This is a genomic window from Xanthobacter pseudotagetidis, assembly GCF_043194795.2.
Lineage (GTDB): Bacteria > Pseudomonadota > Alphaproteobacteria > Rhizobiales > Xanthobacteraceae > Xanthobacter > Xanthobacter tagetidis_A.
This window is the reverse complement of the sequence record NZ_CM195534.1, coordinates 2,050,517-2,067,390: the sequence shown is the minus strand read 5'-3', so window position 1 is coordinate 2,067,390 and position 16,874 is coordinate 2,050,517. Positions and strand designations below refer to the sequence as shown.

Below are 16,874 nucleotides of genomic sequence, written 5' to 3'. Positions count from 1 at the left end.
CGCCCCGGCGGCTCAGTTGCCGCCGTCGTTGTTCGCCTCGCCGCAGGTGTAGCCGATGAAGCAGCGCGGGTTGTCGTCGGTGGGCACCCAGGCGGGCGTCGTCACCTGGTCTTCCTGGCAGAAGGTCTGGTCGCGCACATAGCGCTGGGCGTTGCCGCCGCCGATGGGGATCAGCACGAAGCCGTTCTGCTGCACCATGGCCTGGAGCGGACCGCAGGTGGAGGGCGGCACCGGGATCGCCATGTAGCCCGAGGGCGGGGACGACCCGTAGATCGCCGTGCCGTCGGGCGGCACCGGCACCCCCTGGGCGCCGAGGTCCGGCGGCGGCATCAAGCCATCCTGTGCCAGCGCCCCGGCCGGCATCATGAGCGCGGCCGTCAGAATCATCCAACGCATGGATCCCCTCCCCGTGAGCGGTCTCATCTAGAGCGTTTTCGCGCGAACGGGAATCCACCCCGGCGCCGCATCGAACACGATTGCGGGGTCCGGGCCTTGCGCGAGGCGGGAGGCTCAGACGGGGAGCGCGGCAGAAACCTTGCGGTCGAGCCCGGCGCGGATCGCCTCGGGCAGCTCGACCGCCTCCTCCACCGGCTGGCCCCGGTAGCGGATCAGCAGCGGCACGGTGAGCGTCATGGGATGGCTGATGCCGTGCTCCCACAGGCCGTCCTCGCCCCAGCAGTCGCCATGGTCGGCGCAGACGATGATCGTGGCGTGGGCGAAGGCATCGATCAGCGGCGCCAGCACGGCGTCCACATATTCGAGGCACAGGCGCTGGCGGGAGCGGCACGTGTCGGCGCGGTCCTCCTGCTGGAACGGACGGCAGGGATTGTCCGCCGCCGGCCAGGGCGCGCCCTCGAAATGATAGGGCACGTGGGTCTCGCCCACATTTATGAACACGAAGGCGTCGTCGCGCCGCCGCCGCGCCAGCGCCTGCTCGACGAAGGCCAGCTGGTGCCGCACCCCGGCCTCGCCGGTGAAGCGGAACTGCTCGAAATTGCCGATGAGGCGTTGGGAGACCGGGCTCGAACTGTCGAACCACCCGGCCGCGCCCGTCCCCACCGTATGATAGCCCGCGGCCCGGAAGCCGGCGATGATGTCCTGGCCGTCCACCGTGAAGCCGGGCTTTGCGTGCCCCGCATGGCCGGCCCGCCCGAGCCGGAACAGGCGCGCGAACTTGGGGTTCAGCAGCGGCGCGGGGATCTGCGCCACCCCCGGCGTAAAGCCCACGAACATGGCCGCGTGCGAGGCGTAGGTGAAGTGGGAGGGCGCCTGCGCCCGGAACACCGCCGAGACCCGGTCGATGGCCGGCGTGCGGGACGCCAGGAACGTGTCGTAGCGGCAGGAGTCCAGCGTGATGAAGAGGACGCTCTCGCGGGTGATTCCGCGCATTGCGGTGACCATTCCCGCCTGCCCCTCCGTCCCTAACGAAAGCCGCTCCCCATCCCCTCTGCCTGACTTAGCGGCATGCCGCAAGGAAAATTTGCGCAAGCGGTTGCAATATCAGCGAAAGATTCGCCGTTACAAGCTCGGAATCTGCCCGCCGTCCACCCGGATCATGGAACCGGTGATGAAGGAGGCCTGGTCGCTGGCGAGGAAGCAGGCGGCGGCGCCGAACTCCTCGGGGCGGCCGTAGCGGCCGGCGGGGATGGCGGCCCGGGCGCGGGCCCTGACCTCGTCGACGTCGATGCCCTCGCGCTTCGCCGCCGCCTCGTCCAGGAACGCCACGCGCTCGGTGGCGATGCGGCCGGGCACCAGCGTGTTCACGGTGATGCCGTCCTTCGCCACCTCCCGCGCCAGCGTCTTCGACCAGCCGGTGAGCGCCACGCGCAGGGTGTTGGACATGGCGAGGTTCGGGATCGGCGCGATGGTGCCGGACGACGTCACCGTGATGATCCGCCCGAACCGGCGCTCCCGCATGCCGGGCAGAATGCGGTCGGTGATCGCGATCACCGACAGCACCATGGCGCGGAAGTTCTTCTCCCACAGCTCGATGGGCTGGCCGGCGGCGGGCGTGGGCGGCGGGCCGCCGGTGTTGTTGACGAGGATGTCCACCGGCCCGAGCGCCGCCTCCACCTTGCCCACCGCGCCGTCGATGGCGTCGAGGTCGGCAAGGTCGAACGGCAGCACCAGCGCCTTGCCGCCCCCGGCCTCCACCGCGGCGGCGGCGCGCTCCAGCGACTCCACGTTGCGGCCGGCGAGCGCGACGCGCGCGCCCTCGCGCCCGAGCGCCGCGGCGATGGCGCCGCCAAGGCCGCCGCTGGCGCCGAGCACCAGGGCCGTGCGGGCCTCAAGTCCGAAATTCATGGGTCGTCTCCCGATGGTCGCGTGCCGAGCCGGCCGGCGGCGCGCGCCGCAGGTCCCGGCTGGGGAAGGTGCCTTCTCATAGGTCATGATGCGCCGGCGCGGAACGGGCTTTGCGCACCGAAGCCCCGGTGCCCGACCGTCCACCTCCCTCACCCCAGCCCCTCTCCCCGCCGGGGAGAGGGGAGACGGGCCATCATCCGCTGGAAATGCCGCCACGGAACGGCGCGCGCCCTCTCCCCTCGCGGGAGAGGGTCGGGGTGAGGGAGATCGCGGCGCCGCCGCGAGCGCTGCCGAAGCGTCTTCCCCCATACCCGGCGCCCCCTCACCCCCGGCCCGTCTCCCGCGAGGGGTGAAGCGCCAAAGCCCACCCACCGGAGCCAGCCGCGACGGAACCGCGCCGAACCCCGCCCGTTCGCGTCCCCTCTCCCCGGCGGGGAGAGGGCCGGGGTGAGGGGGGCGCCCGCCGGGACATGCGGTAGCCGGGCCCGAAGCGCGGGACCCCTCACCCTGCCCTCTCCCTCAAGGAGAAGGTTCTGCGGCAGTGCAGGCCGCCGCGCCGTCCCTCTCCCGCGAGGGGAGCGGGGGGAGCCCGCGGGCGAATCGCGGCGGGGCGAAAGAGGAAAGTCCCCGCGCCACCCTCCTGCCCGGCCGAAGCCGGCCCCTGCCCGTTATCCCCGCAGCTCACTGCCAATAATGTGGCCTGTGGAATGCAGTCGGCGAGCCCGATAGCGGCCCCATGAGGCTGGAGATCGCCCGCCCATCTGCTACATCATGCGCTCAACAGCGGATGGGCCCCCATGCTCGACCTTCCCGCCCGCCAAGGCGACATCGAACAGAACTACCGGCAGGCGCCCCACAACGTGGAGGCGGAGCAGGCGCTGCTCGGCGCCATCCTGGTGAACAACGAGGCCTTCTACCGGGTCTCCGACTTCCTGGAGCCGCGCCACTTCTACGAGCCGATCCACGCCAAGGTGTTCGAGCTCTCGGGCGCGCTGATCCGCGCCGGCAAGATCGCCACCCCGGTGACGCTCAAGACCTTCCTGCCCGCCGACCTCGACGTCGCCGGCCTCACCGGCCCGCAATATCTCGCCCGCCTCGCGGCGGAGGCGACCACCATCATCAATGCCGAGGACTACGGGCGCACCATCTACGACCTCTCGGTGCGGCGCGATTTGATCCGCATCGGCGAGGAGATCGTCAACGAGGCGTTCGACGCGCCGGTGGACGCCACCCCGCAGGACCAGATCGAGCAGGCGGAAAAGCGCCTCTACGAGATCGCCGAGACCGGGCGCTACGACGGCGGCTTCCAGCGCTTCGGCGAGGCGCTGCGCGAGGCGGTGGACATGGCCTCCAAGGCCTTCCAGCGCGACGGCCACCTCTCCGGCATCGCCACCGCGCTCGACGACCTCGACCACCAGATGGGCGGCCTCCAGCCGTCCGACCTCGTGATCCTCGCCGGCCGCCCCGGCATGGGCAAGACCGCGCTCGCCACCAACATCGCCTTCAACATCGCCGCCGCCTATCGCGGCGAGACCCGGCCGGACGGCGCCACCGAGACGCTCTCGGGCGGCATCGTCGGCTTCTTCTCGCTGGAAATGAGCGCCGAGCAGCTCGCCACCCGTATCCTCGCCGAGCAGGCCGAGATCCCCTCCTACAAGATCCGCCGCGGCGACATCTCCGAGGCCGAGTTCTCCAAGCTCGCCGCCGCCGCCCAGACCATGCAGGTGGTGCCGCTCTATATCGACGACACCGGCGGCATCTCCATCGCCCAATTGGTGGCGCGGGCGCGGCGGCTGAAGCGCCAGCGCGGGCTCGACTTCATGGTGGTGGACTATCTGCAGCTGCTCTCCGGCTCCTCCAAGAGCTCGTCCCAGGGCCGCGTGCAGGAGATCACCGAGATCACCACCGGCCTCAAGGCGCTGGCCAAGGAGCTGAACGTGCCGATCCTGGCGCTGTCCCAGCTCTCGCGACAGGTGGAGACGCGCGACGACAAGAGGCCGCAGCTCTCGGACCTTCGTGAATCCGGCTCGATCGAGCAGGATGCGGACGTGGTGATGTTCGTGTTCCGCGAGGAGTACTACCTCAAGAACAAGGAACCGAAGCAGGGCACCGAGGAGTGGTTCAAGTGGGAGATCGAGATGAAGGCGGCCGAAAACGTGGCCGAGGTCATCATCGGCAAGCAGCGCCACGGCCCGACCGGGACGGTGAAGGTGCATTTCGAGCCCCAGTTCACCCGCTTCTCCAACCTGGCGCGGGAGGACCGCCTGCCGGAGCACCGGTGAGCGCGCCGGCCCCGACCCCGGAGGAGGCCGCCGCCGAGGCGGACGCGCTCAAGCGCGCCGGGGCGGTGCTCACCATCGACCTTGCCGCCATCGTCGAGAACTGGCGCACGCTGTCCGCCCTCGCCGCCCCGGCCGAATGCGCCGCCGTGGTGAAGGCGGACGCCTACGGGCTCGGCATCGACCGGGTCGCCCCGGCCTTGTGGCGCGCGGGCGCGCTCACCTTCTTCGTCGCCCACCTGAACGAGGGCATCCGCCTGCGCGCGCTGCTGCCGGACGCCGTGATCTACGTGCTCAACGGCCTGATGCCCGGCACCGGTCCGGCGTTCGCGGCGGCCAAGCTGCGGCCGGTGCTCGGCTCGGTGCCCGAGATCGCGGAGTGGAGCGAGTTCTGCCGCGCCACCGGCAAGCCGCTGCCCGCCGCGCTCCACGTGGACACCGGCATGGAGCGGCTCGGCCTGTCGCTGGACGATGCGGTGCGGCTGTCGGACAGCCGGCGGCTGCTCGGCTTCGAGCCGAGCCTGCTCATGAGCCATCTCGCCTGCGCCGACACGCCCGGCCACCCGCTCACCGGGCGGCAGCTGAGCCTGTTCACCGACATCGCCCGGCGCTTCCCGGGCATCCCGGCCTCGCTCGCCAATTCCGCCGGCACGCTCTCGGGCCGCGACTTCCGCTTCGACCTCGTGCGGCCCGGCATCTTCCTCTATGGCGGCATCGCGGTCGCGAACGTGCCGCCGCTCCGGCCCGTGGTGCGGCTCGACGCCCGCATCCTCCAGGTGCGCGAGGTGGAGCGCGGCGCCACCGTCGGCTACGGCGCCGCCCAGCGCGTGAAGCGCGCCAGCCGCATCGCCACGGTCTCCATCGGCTATGCGGACGGCCTGTTCCGCGCCGCCGGCTCCACCGATGCGAAGGCAGGCGCCGAGGCGGTGGTCGCCGGCCGGCGCTGCCCCCTGGTGGGCCGCGTCTCCATGGACCTCGCCACCATCGACGTCACCAGCCTGCCGGAACCGGCGGTGGAGCGCGGCGCCATGGCCACCTTCCTCGGCGAAGGCATCGGCGTGGACGACCTCGCCGCCAGGGCGGGCACCATCGGCTACGAGGTTCTGACCTCCCTCGGCGGACGCTATCTGCGGCGCTACGTCGGCGGCTGAGCGGGCCTTCGAGGGCGCCGGATTCCTTCCGCGCTGCGGCATCCCCAAAAATTAACTCTTCGTTAAGAGAAAGGATTCGATTTTTTAGTTCTTTCGGGGCAGTCACCCGCGACTTCCCGCTCGACCGTGGAATCCGGTCGTGTCTATCCTTTCATCCGGATGCGGGGGGAGGCCATGGTGATTCGATTCGCGTTGTCCCAAGAACAACTCGCCTTGGTGGATCGGCTGGTGGCGTCCGGCCGCTACGAGGCGCAGGAGAGCGTGATCGGCGCCGCCCTCGGCCTGCTTGAGATGCGCGAGCGCGAGCGGCTCGTTTCCCTCGCCGCCCTGCACGACGCGCTGGCCGCCGAGGACGACGCCGAGGACCATGGCGAGGACGAGGACGGCGAAATCCCGGCCGCGGATCACGAGGCGGTGTCCTGCGACGGTGCCGTCCTCGACGAGATCGAGCGGCTGATCGCCGCCCATCCTGGCGCCTCCGCGCTCAAGGAAGCCTGCTGAGCGCGTCCGCGCTCACGGAAGCCTGCTGAAACGGGTCCGGCCGGGGGGCTCGGACGGGACAAGACCGGGCGGCGGGATCGCGCACGCTCGGGACTACGCGCGCTCGGGACGGGACGTGCGCGGGAACAGGCCTGGATTTCAGGTGTCGTCCTGGTCGAAGAGCGGCAGAGCCGAGGGCTCGCGCTTGGGCTCCGGCAGGCCGAGATGGGCGAACGCCAGCCCCGTGAGCAGCCGCCCGCGCGGCGTCCGCTGGATGAATCCCTTCTGCACCAGGAACGGCTCGACGATCTCCTCGATCGCGTCGCGCGGCTCCGAGAGCGCCGCCGCCAGGGTGTCGACGCCCACCGGTCCGCCGGCATAGAATTCAGCGATCACAGTGAGATAGCGCCGGTCCATGGCGTCGAGCCCGGCGGCGTCCACCTCCAGCGCCCGGAGCGCGCGGTCGGCGATCCTGCGGTCGATGGCCTCCGCCTCCGCCACCAGCGCGAAGTCGCGCACCCGCCGCAGCAGCCGGCCGGCGATGCGCGGCGTGCCACGCGCCCGGCGGGCGATCTCGGTCGCCCCCTCCGGGACGATGGGAATGCCCAGGACCCGCGCCCCCCGCGTCACGATTAGCTCAAGTTCCTCAACGGTGTAGAAGCCAAGCCGCACGGGAATGCCGAACCGGTCCCGAAGCGGCGTGGTGAGCAGTCCCGACCGGGTGGTCGCCCCCACCAGGGTGAATTTCGGCAGCGAGATCTTCACCGACCGCGCCGCCGGCCCCTCGCCGATGACGAGGTCGAGCTCGTAATCCTCCATGGCCGGGTAGAGGATCTCCTCCACCGCCGGCGACAGCCGGTGGATCTCGTCGATGAAGAGAACGTCGCGCTCCTCGAGATTGGTGAGGATGGCGGCGAGGTCGCCCGCCTTGGCGATCACCGGCCCGGAGGTGGAGCGGAAGCCCACCCCCATCTCGCGCGCCATGATCTGGGCCAGCGTGGTCTTGCCGAGGCCGGGCGGGCCGACGAACAGCACGTGATCGAGCGCCTCGCCCCGCGCCCGCGCCGCCTTGATGAACACCTCCAGGTTCGCGCGCGCCTGCGCCTGGCCGGTGAAGTCGGCGAGCAGTTGCGGGCGCAGCGTCACGTCGGCATCGTCGCCGCTTTTCTCGCCGGACAGGAGGCGGGTGGTCATGGGCTCAGTCTCGGAGGCCGGCGCGGCGCTCCCCTTCGCGAGTCGGTCATTCGGCGGAAATCTAGCGCCTCGGGCGGAGAAGGGCCAATGCAGGCCCCGGCATCACGCCGCCCGGGCGGCGAGCAGGCGCTCCAGGCGGTTGCCGGCGGCCTTAAAGGCGAGGATCTGCAGCACCTTCTCGGTGATGACGCTCCCCGCCTCCACCGGCGGCAGGCCGCCGTCATAGATATTGGAGATCACCGAATATTCGTAGCGGATCGAAGGATTGCCGGAGAACGCCGCTGCCCGCGCCCGCGTCTCCTCGTCGGCGAGGCGGAAGGCGAGATAGGCGGACATGGAGCGCGAGGCGCGCGCGTCGCCGCCCGGCCGCTCGCCGATCAGCGTCACCACCAGCTTGGCGCCGAGCGCGTCACCGATGGGCTCGGCCACCTTCACCCGCCCGAACGGCACCAGCACCGGCAGGCCGAGGCTCGCGCCGGAGCGCTCCAGCCCCTCCATGAGCACCGGCACGAGGTCCGGCACGTTGGCGTGGATCGCCTCGGCCGAGAGGCCGTCCGAGACCACGATCTGCACGTCGCGGTGCTCGAGCGCGAGATGCGCGAGATCGGCGGCGTCGAGATCAGCGCCGATGTCGGGATGACTGAGGTGCGCCGCCCGGTCATGGGCGCGCGAGGCGATGCGGCGGAATTGGATGCCGCCGAGCCGCTCCGGGTCGAGGTCGGCGTGGATCGCCTCGCGGGCGATGGCGAGGTTCGCCTTCACCGCACGCGAGACCGTGTCGGCGGGCCGCGGCCCGGCATTCTCGAAGCCGTGGGCGCCGGGCACGGTGCGGGCGAGGCGCTCGAACTCGATCTGCGACCCGCAGAAGAGGCGCGGATCGCCCCAGTTGGGCCCGCGCACCACCTCCCCTTCCTCCTCGGCGAAGATGCCGCGCGCGAGCGCCCAGGCGAGGAATTCCGGCGCCGGCCTCAGGCCGTGAATCTCGCGCAGCGTCTGATCGTCGTGGCCGGAGGTGTCGAAATAGGCCAGCATCCGGTCGGTGGAGAGATAGACGTCCATGAAGAAGTTGGCGCCCGCCGCGGCGAGCAGGCCCGTCGCCACCTGCTGGCCCTCCATGGTGATCTCGGAATGCAGCGTGTAGCAGGGCGCCATGCCCATGGGCAGGCCGAGCAGCTTGCCCATGAAGTGGTCCTGGAGGTTCGAGACGATCATCTCGAAATTGTCGCGGTGGGTCTCCGGGCCGATGAAGCCGGTGACGTTGTTCACCATGAACGGGTCGTAGCGCCGCGCGAGGCCGTAGCACAGCGCCTCGCAGGTGGTCATGTCGATGCCGTCGTGCTTGGCGTAGGTGAGCTCGGAGCCCTGGCCGGTCTCGAAATACATGTACTGGCAGTCCGGCCCGAGCGGCCCCTTCGCTGCCATGGCCGCATAGGCCTCGTCCAGCAGCGCGAGCGTGACGTCGAACTCCTCGGTGAGGGTGCGCTCGGTGCCGGCGAGCGACTGGAACATGATCTCCACCGGCGCCCCGGCGGCGAGGGCCGAGAGCTGGGTCTTGATGTGGGACAGCACGCAGATCTGCGTCGGCGCCCCGGTCTGGCGGCGGATCCGGTCGAGATGGGCGAGGATGGAGGAGACGTTCTCCAGCGTGTCCACCGCCGGATTGAGGCCGATCAGCGCGTCCCCCGCCCCCATGGAAAGGCCGGTATAGACCAGGGCCGTCACGCACGAGAGGTCGTCGGTCGGATGGTTCGGCTGCAGGCGCGAGGAGAGCGTGCCGGGCGCCCCGACCAGGGTGCGCGCGGTGGCCGCGCGCTTCGCCTTCTTCGCCACCAGCACCAGCTCGTGCACGTCCATGATCTTGGCGAGCGCCGCCGCCATCACGCCGGTGAGGCCGGGGCCGAGGCGCCGCACCTCGGCGGGGCGCGCCTTGAGCAGCAGGTCCTTCAGCGCCCCGAGCGTGAGCGGCGCGACCTCGGCGAAGGCCGCCGCGTCGATCTGGTAGTTGGCCCGCATCACGTCGTCGACGCGCCCGTTGGCATCGGTGAGCGGATGGTCGAACAGGTGCTGAAGCGTGAGCGAGGAGAGGAGCGTCCGCGCCGCCTCCCGCTCCACCTCGTCGCGGGCGGCGAGGCCGGCGAGGCGGTCGCCCGCCTTGGGATGATCGGCGGCGCCGAGCAGCGCCTTGAGGCCGGTGAAGGCGAAATCGCGGTCGAGCAGGCGAACCCGATAGGTCTCGTCCGGCCGCGGCGCCGGCACCTGAATGTCGCTGAAGGGCTTGAGGGGGCGCATGGCGGCTCCAAGCGGTGTCAGTTCAGGCCGTAGAAGGAGATCGGCACCATGCCGCCGCGCGCCTTGCCGACGCGGGCGAACTGGGCGGGACGGTCGGGCACCTCGTCGATCACCAGCAGCGGCGCGGGGGCGCGGCCGAAATCGGTGGCGTAGAGGCCCACCGTCTTGGCGGCGTTTTCGGCGAGCAGCAGGACCAGGGGACGGGTGGCATCGAGCGGCACCGCGGCGAGCGCCGCCGCGACACGTGTGCCCAGCGCCTTCACCGCCGCCGCCGACCGCAGATCGGCGCCGCCGCCGATCCGGATGCAGCCGCCCGCGCGGGTGCGCGCCACCAGCGCCACCGCCTCGTTGAGGCGCGCGGAGTCGGCGTCCGACGGCAGGCTGGCGAGGACGGGCAACTCGCGCAAGGGCAGCGGCACGGTGTCGGGAAGGTGCAGGGTCGCCCCCGACACCTCGGTGGCGTGCAGCGTCAGCCCGCACACGGTCGCCCGGCCGCCATGCTCGGGCACGAGATCGAGATCGCGGGAGAGGCGCGGGCTTGCGAGGATGGCGCGCGCAAGGTCGATGCCGAGATCGCCGAAGGCCGTGGTCGGCGGCAGGCCCGCGCCGGAGCGCGCGGCATAGACCAGCTCGCCCACCCCGCCAGAGAAGGTGACGGCCGGGTCGCGGGAAGCCGGCAGCGCCAGGGCAACATCCACCAGCAGGCGCGCGGGCTCGGCGCGGAAGAACGCCCCGTCGCCCTCCGCCAGCGCCTCGAGGGCACGCACGAGGAAGGCGGTGACGGCCGCGACCTCGCGCGCGGTCAGCGTTTCGCCTTCCGCGGCCGCGATGCCCAGATGGTCGAGCACGGCGCGGGCGCGGCGCGAGACGAAGGCGAGCCGGTAGCTGCCCGGCGCGAACCGCAGGTGCCGCGCGCCGATGAAGTGGCAGCCGGAGGCGATCACCTCGCCGGCCTGGCCGAGCGCGGCGTTGGTGGTGCCGCCGCCGATGTCCAGATTGAGGATCGCCCGCTCGGGCAAGGCGCGCGAGAGCCCGCCGCACGAGCCCATGAAGGCCAGCCAGGATTCCAGCGCCGGATCGCGGGCGGTGGCGATGATGGCATCGCCCAGCCGCGCCTCCACCAGCTTCGCCAGCGCCTCCGCATTGGCCCCCTCGCTGGCGAGGCCGGTGACGATGGCGCCGCCGGAGAAGATCGCCTCCGGCGCGATGCCGCCCTCGGCGAGCCAGCGCTCCACATGCTGTTCGAGGTTGGAAATGTCGATGTCGCCGGCCACACGGAACGGGGTGAACACCGGCTCCGAGCGGTAGACCACGCGCGGGTTCTGGAATTCCTGCCGCCCGGTGGCGCAATTGAGGGCTATGCGGGCGCGCGCGGCCATGGCCGAGGAGGTGGTGGAGCCGAAATCGAAGCCCACCAGCATCACCTCGTCGGCTGCCGCGCCCGCATGAGCCATACGTCGCCTCCTGCCGCGACCCAGCGCTCTCGTGCGGCGACGCAGTATTCTCTTAAGGAAAATTGTTTGCCAAGTGATTTTCGACGGGCGGCCGGATCACAAAAGCGGGCAACAGCGGCAAGGCGCGGCCGGCTTCACACCACGGCGGCGAGCTTCGGGGTCTCGTTGGAATTGGCGGCGCGCCCGTTCACCGGCAGGCGCACGATCACCGAGGTGCCGACCCCCTCCGTGGAGCGGATGCGCATGGCGCCGCCGTGCAGTTCCACCAGCGACTTCGCGATCGCGAGGCCGAGGCCCGAGCCCTTGTGGGTCTTGGTGAACTGGCTCTCCACCTGCTCGAACGGGCGGCCGATGCGGTCGATGGCGTCGCGGGCGATGCCGATGCCGGTGTCCTCGATGGCGATCACCGCCGCATCCGCGTTGATGCGCGCCTTCACCGCCACGCGCCCGCCCTCGGGCGTGAACTTCACGGCGTTGGAGAGGAGGTTGAGGAGAACCTGCTTCAGCGCCCGGCGGTCGCCGAGGATGGCGAGGCCCTCGCCCGCCTCCACGGTCATGGCGATGTTCTTCTCGTCGCCGTTCACCGCCGTGACGCGCATGGCGTCGGCGATGAGCTCGTCGAGCCGCACCTCCTCGGCCTCCAGCTGCATGCGGCCGGCCTCGATCTTGGACATGTCGAGGATGTCGTTGATGACGTCGAGGAGATAGGTGCCCGAGCCTTTGATGTCGGAGCAGTATTCGGCGTACTTCTCCGAGCCGAGCGGGCCGAACATGCCGCTCTCCATGATCTCCGAGAAACCGATGATGGCGTTGAGCGGCGTCCTCAGCTCGTGGGACATGTTGGCGAGGAACTCGCTCTTGGCGCGGTTCGCGTCCTCGGCCTTGTTGCGCTCTTCCGAATACTTCTCCGCCAGCTCCGCGAGCTGCTGGGCCTGGTGCTCCAGGGTCTGCTGCGACTTCCTGAGATCCGCCACCAGCGCCATCAGGCGCTTCTCGTTGTCCATGAGGCGCTCCTCGTGGCGCTTCATGGTGGTGATGTCGGTACCGACCGAGACGTAGCCGCCATCCTTGGTGCGGCGCTCGGCGATCTTGAGCCAGCGGCCGTTGGAGAGCTGCGCCTCGAATGCGCGCGAGCCCTCCTCGGGCTTGTCCTCGGGCTTGAGCGGGATGCGGGTGACGGGATGGCGCCCCACCGAGGCGATGGTGTCGAACGGGGTTCCGGACTTGACGGTCTCGTCGGGCAGCTCGTGCAGGGTCTGGAACTTGGAATTGCAGAGCACCAGGCGGTTCTGGCTGTCCCACAGCACGAACGCCTCCGAGATGCTCTCGATGGCGTCTCTGAGGCGCATGTCGGCGGTCACCGTGCGCTCGGCCATGCGCTGGGCCTCGGTGACGTCCATGGCGATGCCGATGAGGTGGGGGCCGTCCTCGCCCGCCTGCTGCACCACCTCGGCGCGCATCCTGAGCCACACGAAGTCGCCCTTGGCGGTGCGCATGCGGAACACGCGGTCCACCGAGGCGCCGGGCCGGTCCGCCAGCTCCTGCGCCAGCTCGTAGAGGTCGCCGTCCTCGGGATGGACGAGGCGGGCGATCTCGCCGAACGAGATCAGCTCGTCCTTGCGCTCCAGTCCGAGGATTTCGAACATGGTGTCGGACCAGTACATGCGCCCGCGCGCCATGTCCCAATCCCACATGCCGCAGCGCCCGCGGTTGAGCGCGGTGTCGATGCGCCGGCGCACGGTGTCGTAGATCACGTCCGCCTCGCGCGCCCGCGTCGCCTGCCAGTGGAACGAGAAGCCGAGGATGAGGAGGACCATGCCGGTGGTGGCGAACAGCGTCACCGTGAGCGTGGTGGAATCCGACCAGGCGGCGAGCGCCGCGTCGAGCGGCTGCACATAGACCACCTGCCCGAGCGGCGCCGGCAGGTTCCGCACCGTGGCGAGCGCGGTACCGCCCTGGAACGGCACCTCCAGCACCCCGGCGCGCTCGGCGAACACCACCAGCGGCTGGGCGGGATCGAGCAGTTGGGCGATGTCGGCGGGCGGGGTGTCGGCGCGCGGGGCGGTGGCGATGACGCGCCCCTGCGGGTCGGTGACGAACACCCGCCGGCCATTGTCGGTGGCGCGCGGCGGCAGGCTCTCGGTGAGCGCGGCGGGCACGCGGGCCGGAACGTTGCCGGCGCGGGCGGCGACGCCGTCGGCGGTGGCGAGGGCGAGCAGCGCCAGATCGTCCTTGGCACCGTCGATCACCGACAGGCGGTGGGAGTGCACCTGGACCACGGCGCCGATGCCGATGACCATGAGAAAGGTGACGATGAGGGCGGGCACGATCCGGCGCAGGACCGGCTCGGCATCGAGCAGGCGCTGGTAGGCTGGGCGCGCGATCGACCGTGCCAGGCCTCGAATGGCATGGTCGCGCGCACCGACGCTCGCAGCGTTGGCGCGTGCCATCGCCGGTTCTCCTCCGGATTCCATTGGGGAAATCGGGACGGCCTAATGCCCCTCAGCCCCCGCGTCCTCGATCGGGAGGGACGTGCCGCATCTCTCCGAATCATGCCCATTGGAATCGAATCGAAGGTGATTTGTCTAGAGTCAGCGGGAGTCAAGAGCCGAAAAATCGGCCTGTCGCATCTTGTTGCGATGCATCGGAACGGACGGTGGAGGTATGCGCGGCGCCTGCGCCGCGCGCAGGACGGGGCACTCCCCTCCCCGACTGGTCCCGCCTCTATGCGGCATCCGCCTCCAGCAGGCGGATGAAGATCTCGCGGACCTTGCCCTGGGTGTCCACGAGGTGCGCCTCCAGCGTCGCGAAGTCCGGCATCTCGCCGGCGCGGGCGAGAAGCGCGCGCAGCGCCGGGCTGGCGTCGAGGGGCACCACGTGGGCATCGACCGCGAGGCGCAGCACCTGCGTCAAGTCCTGGTAGAGCCGGCAGGCGCGGATCAGCACCTGCGCGTCCTCGGGCGCCAGCAAAGCGAGGCGCTCGGCCGCGGCGAGCACCCGCGCGGTGACGGTGTCGACGATCTCGGGATGGTCGGCGGCGAAGGCCAGCACCAGATATTGCGCGAGGAACTCCACGTCCACCTGGCCGCCGGCGGCGTGCTTCAGGTTCCAGCGGTCGTCCTCGCCCTTCTCGGCGGCGATGGCGCGGCGCATGTCGAGGATGTCGCCGGCGATGCGCCGCTTCTCGCGCGGACGCGCCATGACGGCGTGGATCACCCGGCCGACGGCGATGCCGAAATCGGCCTCGGCGGCGATCACCCGGGCCCGGGTGAGCGCCATGTGCTCCCAGGTCCAGGCCTCCTCGCACTGGTAGCTCTCGAACGAGGAGAGCCGCGTCGCCAGCGGCCCGGCGCGGCCGGATGGGCGCAGCCGCAGGTCCACGTCGTAGAGCTTGCCGGCATTGGTGAGCGCGGTGAGCGCGGAGACGAGGCGCTGGGTGAAGCGCGCGAAATAATGCGACGCGGCGAGCGGACGGCGGCCGTCCGACATCACGTCGGCGCCGCCGGGATAGTCGTAGAGCACGATCAGGTCGAGGTCCGAGCCTGCCGTCATCTCGCGCCCGCCGAGCTTGCCCATGGCCACCACCGCGGCGCGCGCGCCTTCGATCTGGCCATGCGCCTCGGCGAAGCGCGCGCGCACCCGCCTGAACAGCGCGCGGATGATGACCTCTGCGAGCCGCGCATAGGCCTCGCCCGCGCGTGCCGCCGGCAGGGTGCCGGAGGCGATGCGCACGCCGATCAGCACGTGCTGCTCCTGGCGGAAGCGCCGGGCGCGGTCGAACTGCTCCTCGTCCGTCTCGGCGGTGTCGAGCAGGTGGTCGAGCCGCACCCTGAGGTCGTCCTCGTCCGGCAGCACGTCGAAGAAGGCCGGGTCGAGCAGCGCGTCGGTGAGCGAGGGCCGCCGCGCCAGGGTCTCGCCGAGCCGCGGGGCGGCGGCGAGGATGGTGGCGAGCAGGCGCACCAGGTCCGGGTGCCGGTCCAGGGCGGCGAGCAGGCGCGGCCCCGGCAGCTCGGCGAGGAAGCGGTCGGCGGCGATCAGCGCGCCGTCCGGATCACCGCCGCGCGCCAGCGCCTCCAGGAACAGGGGCGCGATGCGGGCGAGATGGGAGCGCGCGCCCTCGGTCTTCAGCGCGCGCGGCCCGCCGGCGAGCCAGCCGCGCACGATGGCGCTTGCCGCCGCCGGCTCGCGGAAGCCGAGCCGGCTGAGCGAGGCGAGCGTCTGCCGGTCATTCTCGCCGGCCGGGAACACGAGCTCCTCGCACAGGGCGGCGGGCGGCGGGGCATCCTCGAACAATTGCGCGTAATGGAGCTGCACCCGCTGGAGACGCTCCACCAGGGCGGCGGCGAAGGCGTCGCGGTCGGCATAGCCCATGAAGCGGGCAAAGCCCTCCATGGCCTCGCGGCTCTCGGGCAGCTCGTGGGTCTGGGCGTCCGCCACCATCTGGATGCGGTGCTCCACCCGGCGCAGGAAGCAATAGGCCTCCTTCAGCTCGTCGCGCACCTTGGGGGCGATCCAGCGGTGGTCCACCAGCGCGTCGAGGGCGTCGAGGGTGCGCGAGGTGCGCAGCAGCGGGTCGCGGCCGCCGGCGATCAGCTGCTGGGTCTGGACGAAGAACTCGATCTCGCGGATGCCGCCGCGCCCGAGCTTCACATTGTGTCCCTCCACCGCCACCACGTCGTGGCCGCGGAAGGCGTGGATCTCGCGCTTCATGGCGTGGACGTCGGCGATGGCCTGGAAATCCAGCACCCGGCGCCACACGAACGGCGCCAGCTCGCCGAGGAAGACACGGCCGACCGCGAGGTCGCCCGCCACGGCGCGCGCCTTGATGTAGGCGGCGCGCTCCCAGGTGGCGCCCTCACGCTCGTAATAGTCGAGCGCGGCATGGGTGGAGAGCGCGACCTGGGTCGAGCCGGGATCGGGCCGCAGGCGCAGGTCCACGCGCAGCACATAGCCGTCGGCCGTGCGCTCCTGGAGGAGCCGCACCAGCCCCTTGGTGATGCGCACGAAGAAGGGCGAGGGCTCGGTGCCAGCGGTCAGCGGCGCCTTCCCGCGGTCGTAGACCACCACGAGGTCGATATCGCTCGAATAGTTGAGCTCGCGCGCGCCGTGCTTACCCATGGCGATCACGGCGAGGCCGCTCGGCCCGTCCGGAACGGCCGCCTCGGCGGCGATCTTGCCCGAACGCGCGGCCTCCTTGAGCAGGAAGCACAGCGCGGCGCGCACGGCGGTGTCGGCCACGTCCGTCAGCGCGCCGGTGACCTGCTCGAGATCGAAGGCGCCGCCGATGTCGGCAAGCGCGATGGTGAGCGCCGCCTCCGCGCGCATGCGGCGCAGCGCGCGCATGATTTCTGCCTCGTCCTGCGCCTCCTCGGCCGCCGCCACGGCCTGCGCGGTGAGCGCGTCGAGGTGGGCGTGCGGGTCGGTGCCGAGCGCGCGCAGCAGCCGCCCGGGCTCGGCTCGCACGAGATCGAGCAGGAAGGGCGAGCCCTCGGTAAGGCCAAGGCAGACGGCATGCGCCACGGGATGCGCTTCCAGCAGCGCGGCGAGGGCCGCCATGCCCTCGGGATCGAGCCGGTCCGTGGCCTGCGAAAGTTTAAGCTTTGCCGTCTGAGGATCGGCGACGACCGGAGCTTCCCGCATCAGCGACGCGAGCGGCATGAGGCCGGGCGAATCCGGTTCGTGTGGAGCGCGCATGTCGTGCCCTAAAGGCACGACGCCGCGCC

Annotated in this window: 11 protein-coding genes; 3 read left to right on the top strand and 8 right to left on the bottom strand. The window is 71.1% G+C overall.

Going from position 1 to position 16,874, the window contains the following annotated elements:
* Positions 1-12: 12 nt before the first annotated feature.
* The 3 genes from V5F67_RS09460 to V5F67_RS09450 all read right to left on the bottom strand — a co-directional run bounded on the left by V5F67_RS09460 (position 13) and on the right by V5F67_RS09450 (position 2,304).
* Positions 13-396, bottom strand: coding sequence for a hypothetical protein (locus V5F67_RS09460; protein WP_394019118.1), 384 nt, complete (start codon positions 394-396; stop codon positions 13-15).
* 114 nt (positions 397-510) lie between these two features.
* Positions 511-1,389 carry a sulfatase-like hydrolase/transferase gene (locus V5F67_RS09455; protein ID WP_394019116.1) on the bottom strand — a complete coding sequence of 293 codons (879 nt, stop codon included), beginning with the start codon at positions 1,387-1,389 and terminating at the stop codon, positions 511-513.
* Positions 1,390-1,518: 129 nt separating this feature from the next.
* Positions 1,519-2,304, bottom strand: a complete 786-nt coding sequence (locus tag V5F67_RS09450) for an SDR family oxidoreductase (RefSeq protein WP_394019114.1) — start codon at positions 2,302-2,304, stop codon at positions 1,519-1,521.
* 797 nt (positions 2,305-3,101) lie between these two features.
* Between V5F67_RS09450 and V5F67_RS09445 the strand changes: the two genes are divergently transcribed.
* From V5F67_RS09445 to V5F67_RS09435, 3 genes are all read left to right on the top strand, one after another.
* Positions 3,102-4,586, top strand: a complete 1,485-nt coding sequence (locus tag V5F67_RS09445) for a replicative DNA helicase (RefSeq protein WP_394019112.1) — start codon at positions 3,102-3,104, stop codon at positions 4,584-4,586.
* Positions 4,583-5,734, top strand: a complete 1,152-nt coding sequence (gene alr / locus V5F67_RS09440) for an alanine racemase (RefSeq protein WP_394019110.1) — start codon at positions 4,583-4,585, stop codon at positions 5,732-5,734. The genes V5F67_RS09445 and alr overlap by 4 nt, the downstream gene beginning before the upstream one ends.
* Before the next feature lie 174 nt (positions 5,735-5,908).
* A complete protein-coding gene (locus tag V5F67_RS09435) occupies positions 5,909-6,235 on the top strand; it encodes a type II toxin-antitoxin system ParD family antitoxin (protein ID WP_394019108.1) in 327 nt (108 codons plus the stop codon).
* A gap of 138 nt (positions 6,236-6,373) precedes the next feature.
* Here V5F67_RS09435 and ruvB read toward each other — a convergent pair whose 3' ends face one another.
* The 5 genes from ruvB to V5F67_RS09410 form a co-directional block, all read right to left on the bottom strand.
* Entirely contained in the window at positions 6,374-7,408 is a 1,035-nt protein-coding gene (ruvB, locus tag V5F67_RS09430) for a Holliday junction branch migration DNA helicase RuvB (RefSeq protein ID WP_394019106.1), read from the bottom strand.
* A 102-nt stretch (positions 7,409-7,510) separates the two neighbouring features.
* Complete coding sequence (gene eutB / locus V5F67_RS09425) at positions 7,511-9,697, bottom strand: ethanolamine ammonia-lyase subunit EutB (protein ID WP_394019104.1); 2,187 nt, start codon at positions 9,695-9,697, stop codon at positions 7,511-7,513.
* Positions 9,698-9,714: 17 nt separating this feature from the next.
* Positions 9,715-11,151, bottom strand: a complete 1,437-nt coding sequence (locus tag V5F67_RS09420) for an ethanolamine ammonia-lyase reactivating factor EutA (RefSeq protein WP_394019102.1) — start codon at positions 11,149-11,151, stop codon at positions 9,715-9,717.
* A 134-nt stretch (positions 11,152-11,285) separates the two neighbouring features.
* On the bottom strand, positions 11,286-13,601 hold the full coding sequence (locus V5F67_RS09415) for a sensor histidine kinase (protein ID WP_394019100.1): 2,316 nt from the start codon (positions 13,599-13,601) through the stop codon (positions 11,286-11,288).
* 274 nt (positions 13,602-13,875) lie between these two features.
* Positions 13,876-16,845 carry a bifunctional [glutamine synthetase] adenylyltransferase/[glutamine synthetase]-adenylyl-L-tyrosine phosphorylase gene (locus V5F67_RS09410; protein ID WP_394019098.1) on the bottom strand — a complete coding sequence of 990 codons (2,970 nt, stop codon included), beginning with the start codon at positions 16,843-16,845 and terminating at the stop codon, positions 13,876-13,878.
* Positions 16,846-16,874 lie beyond the last annotated feature (29 nt).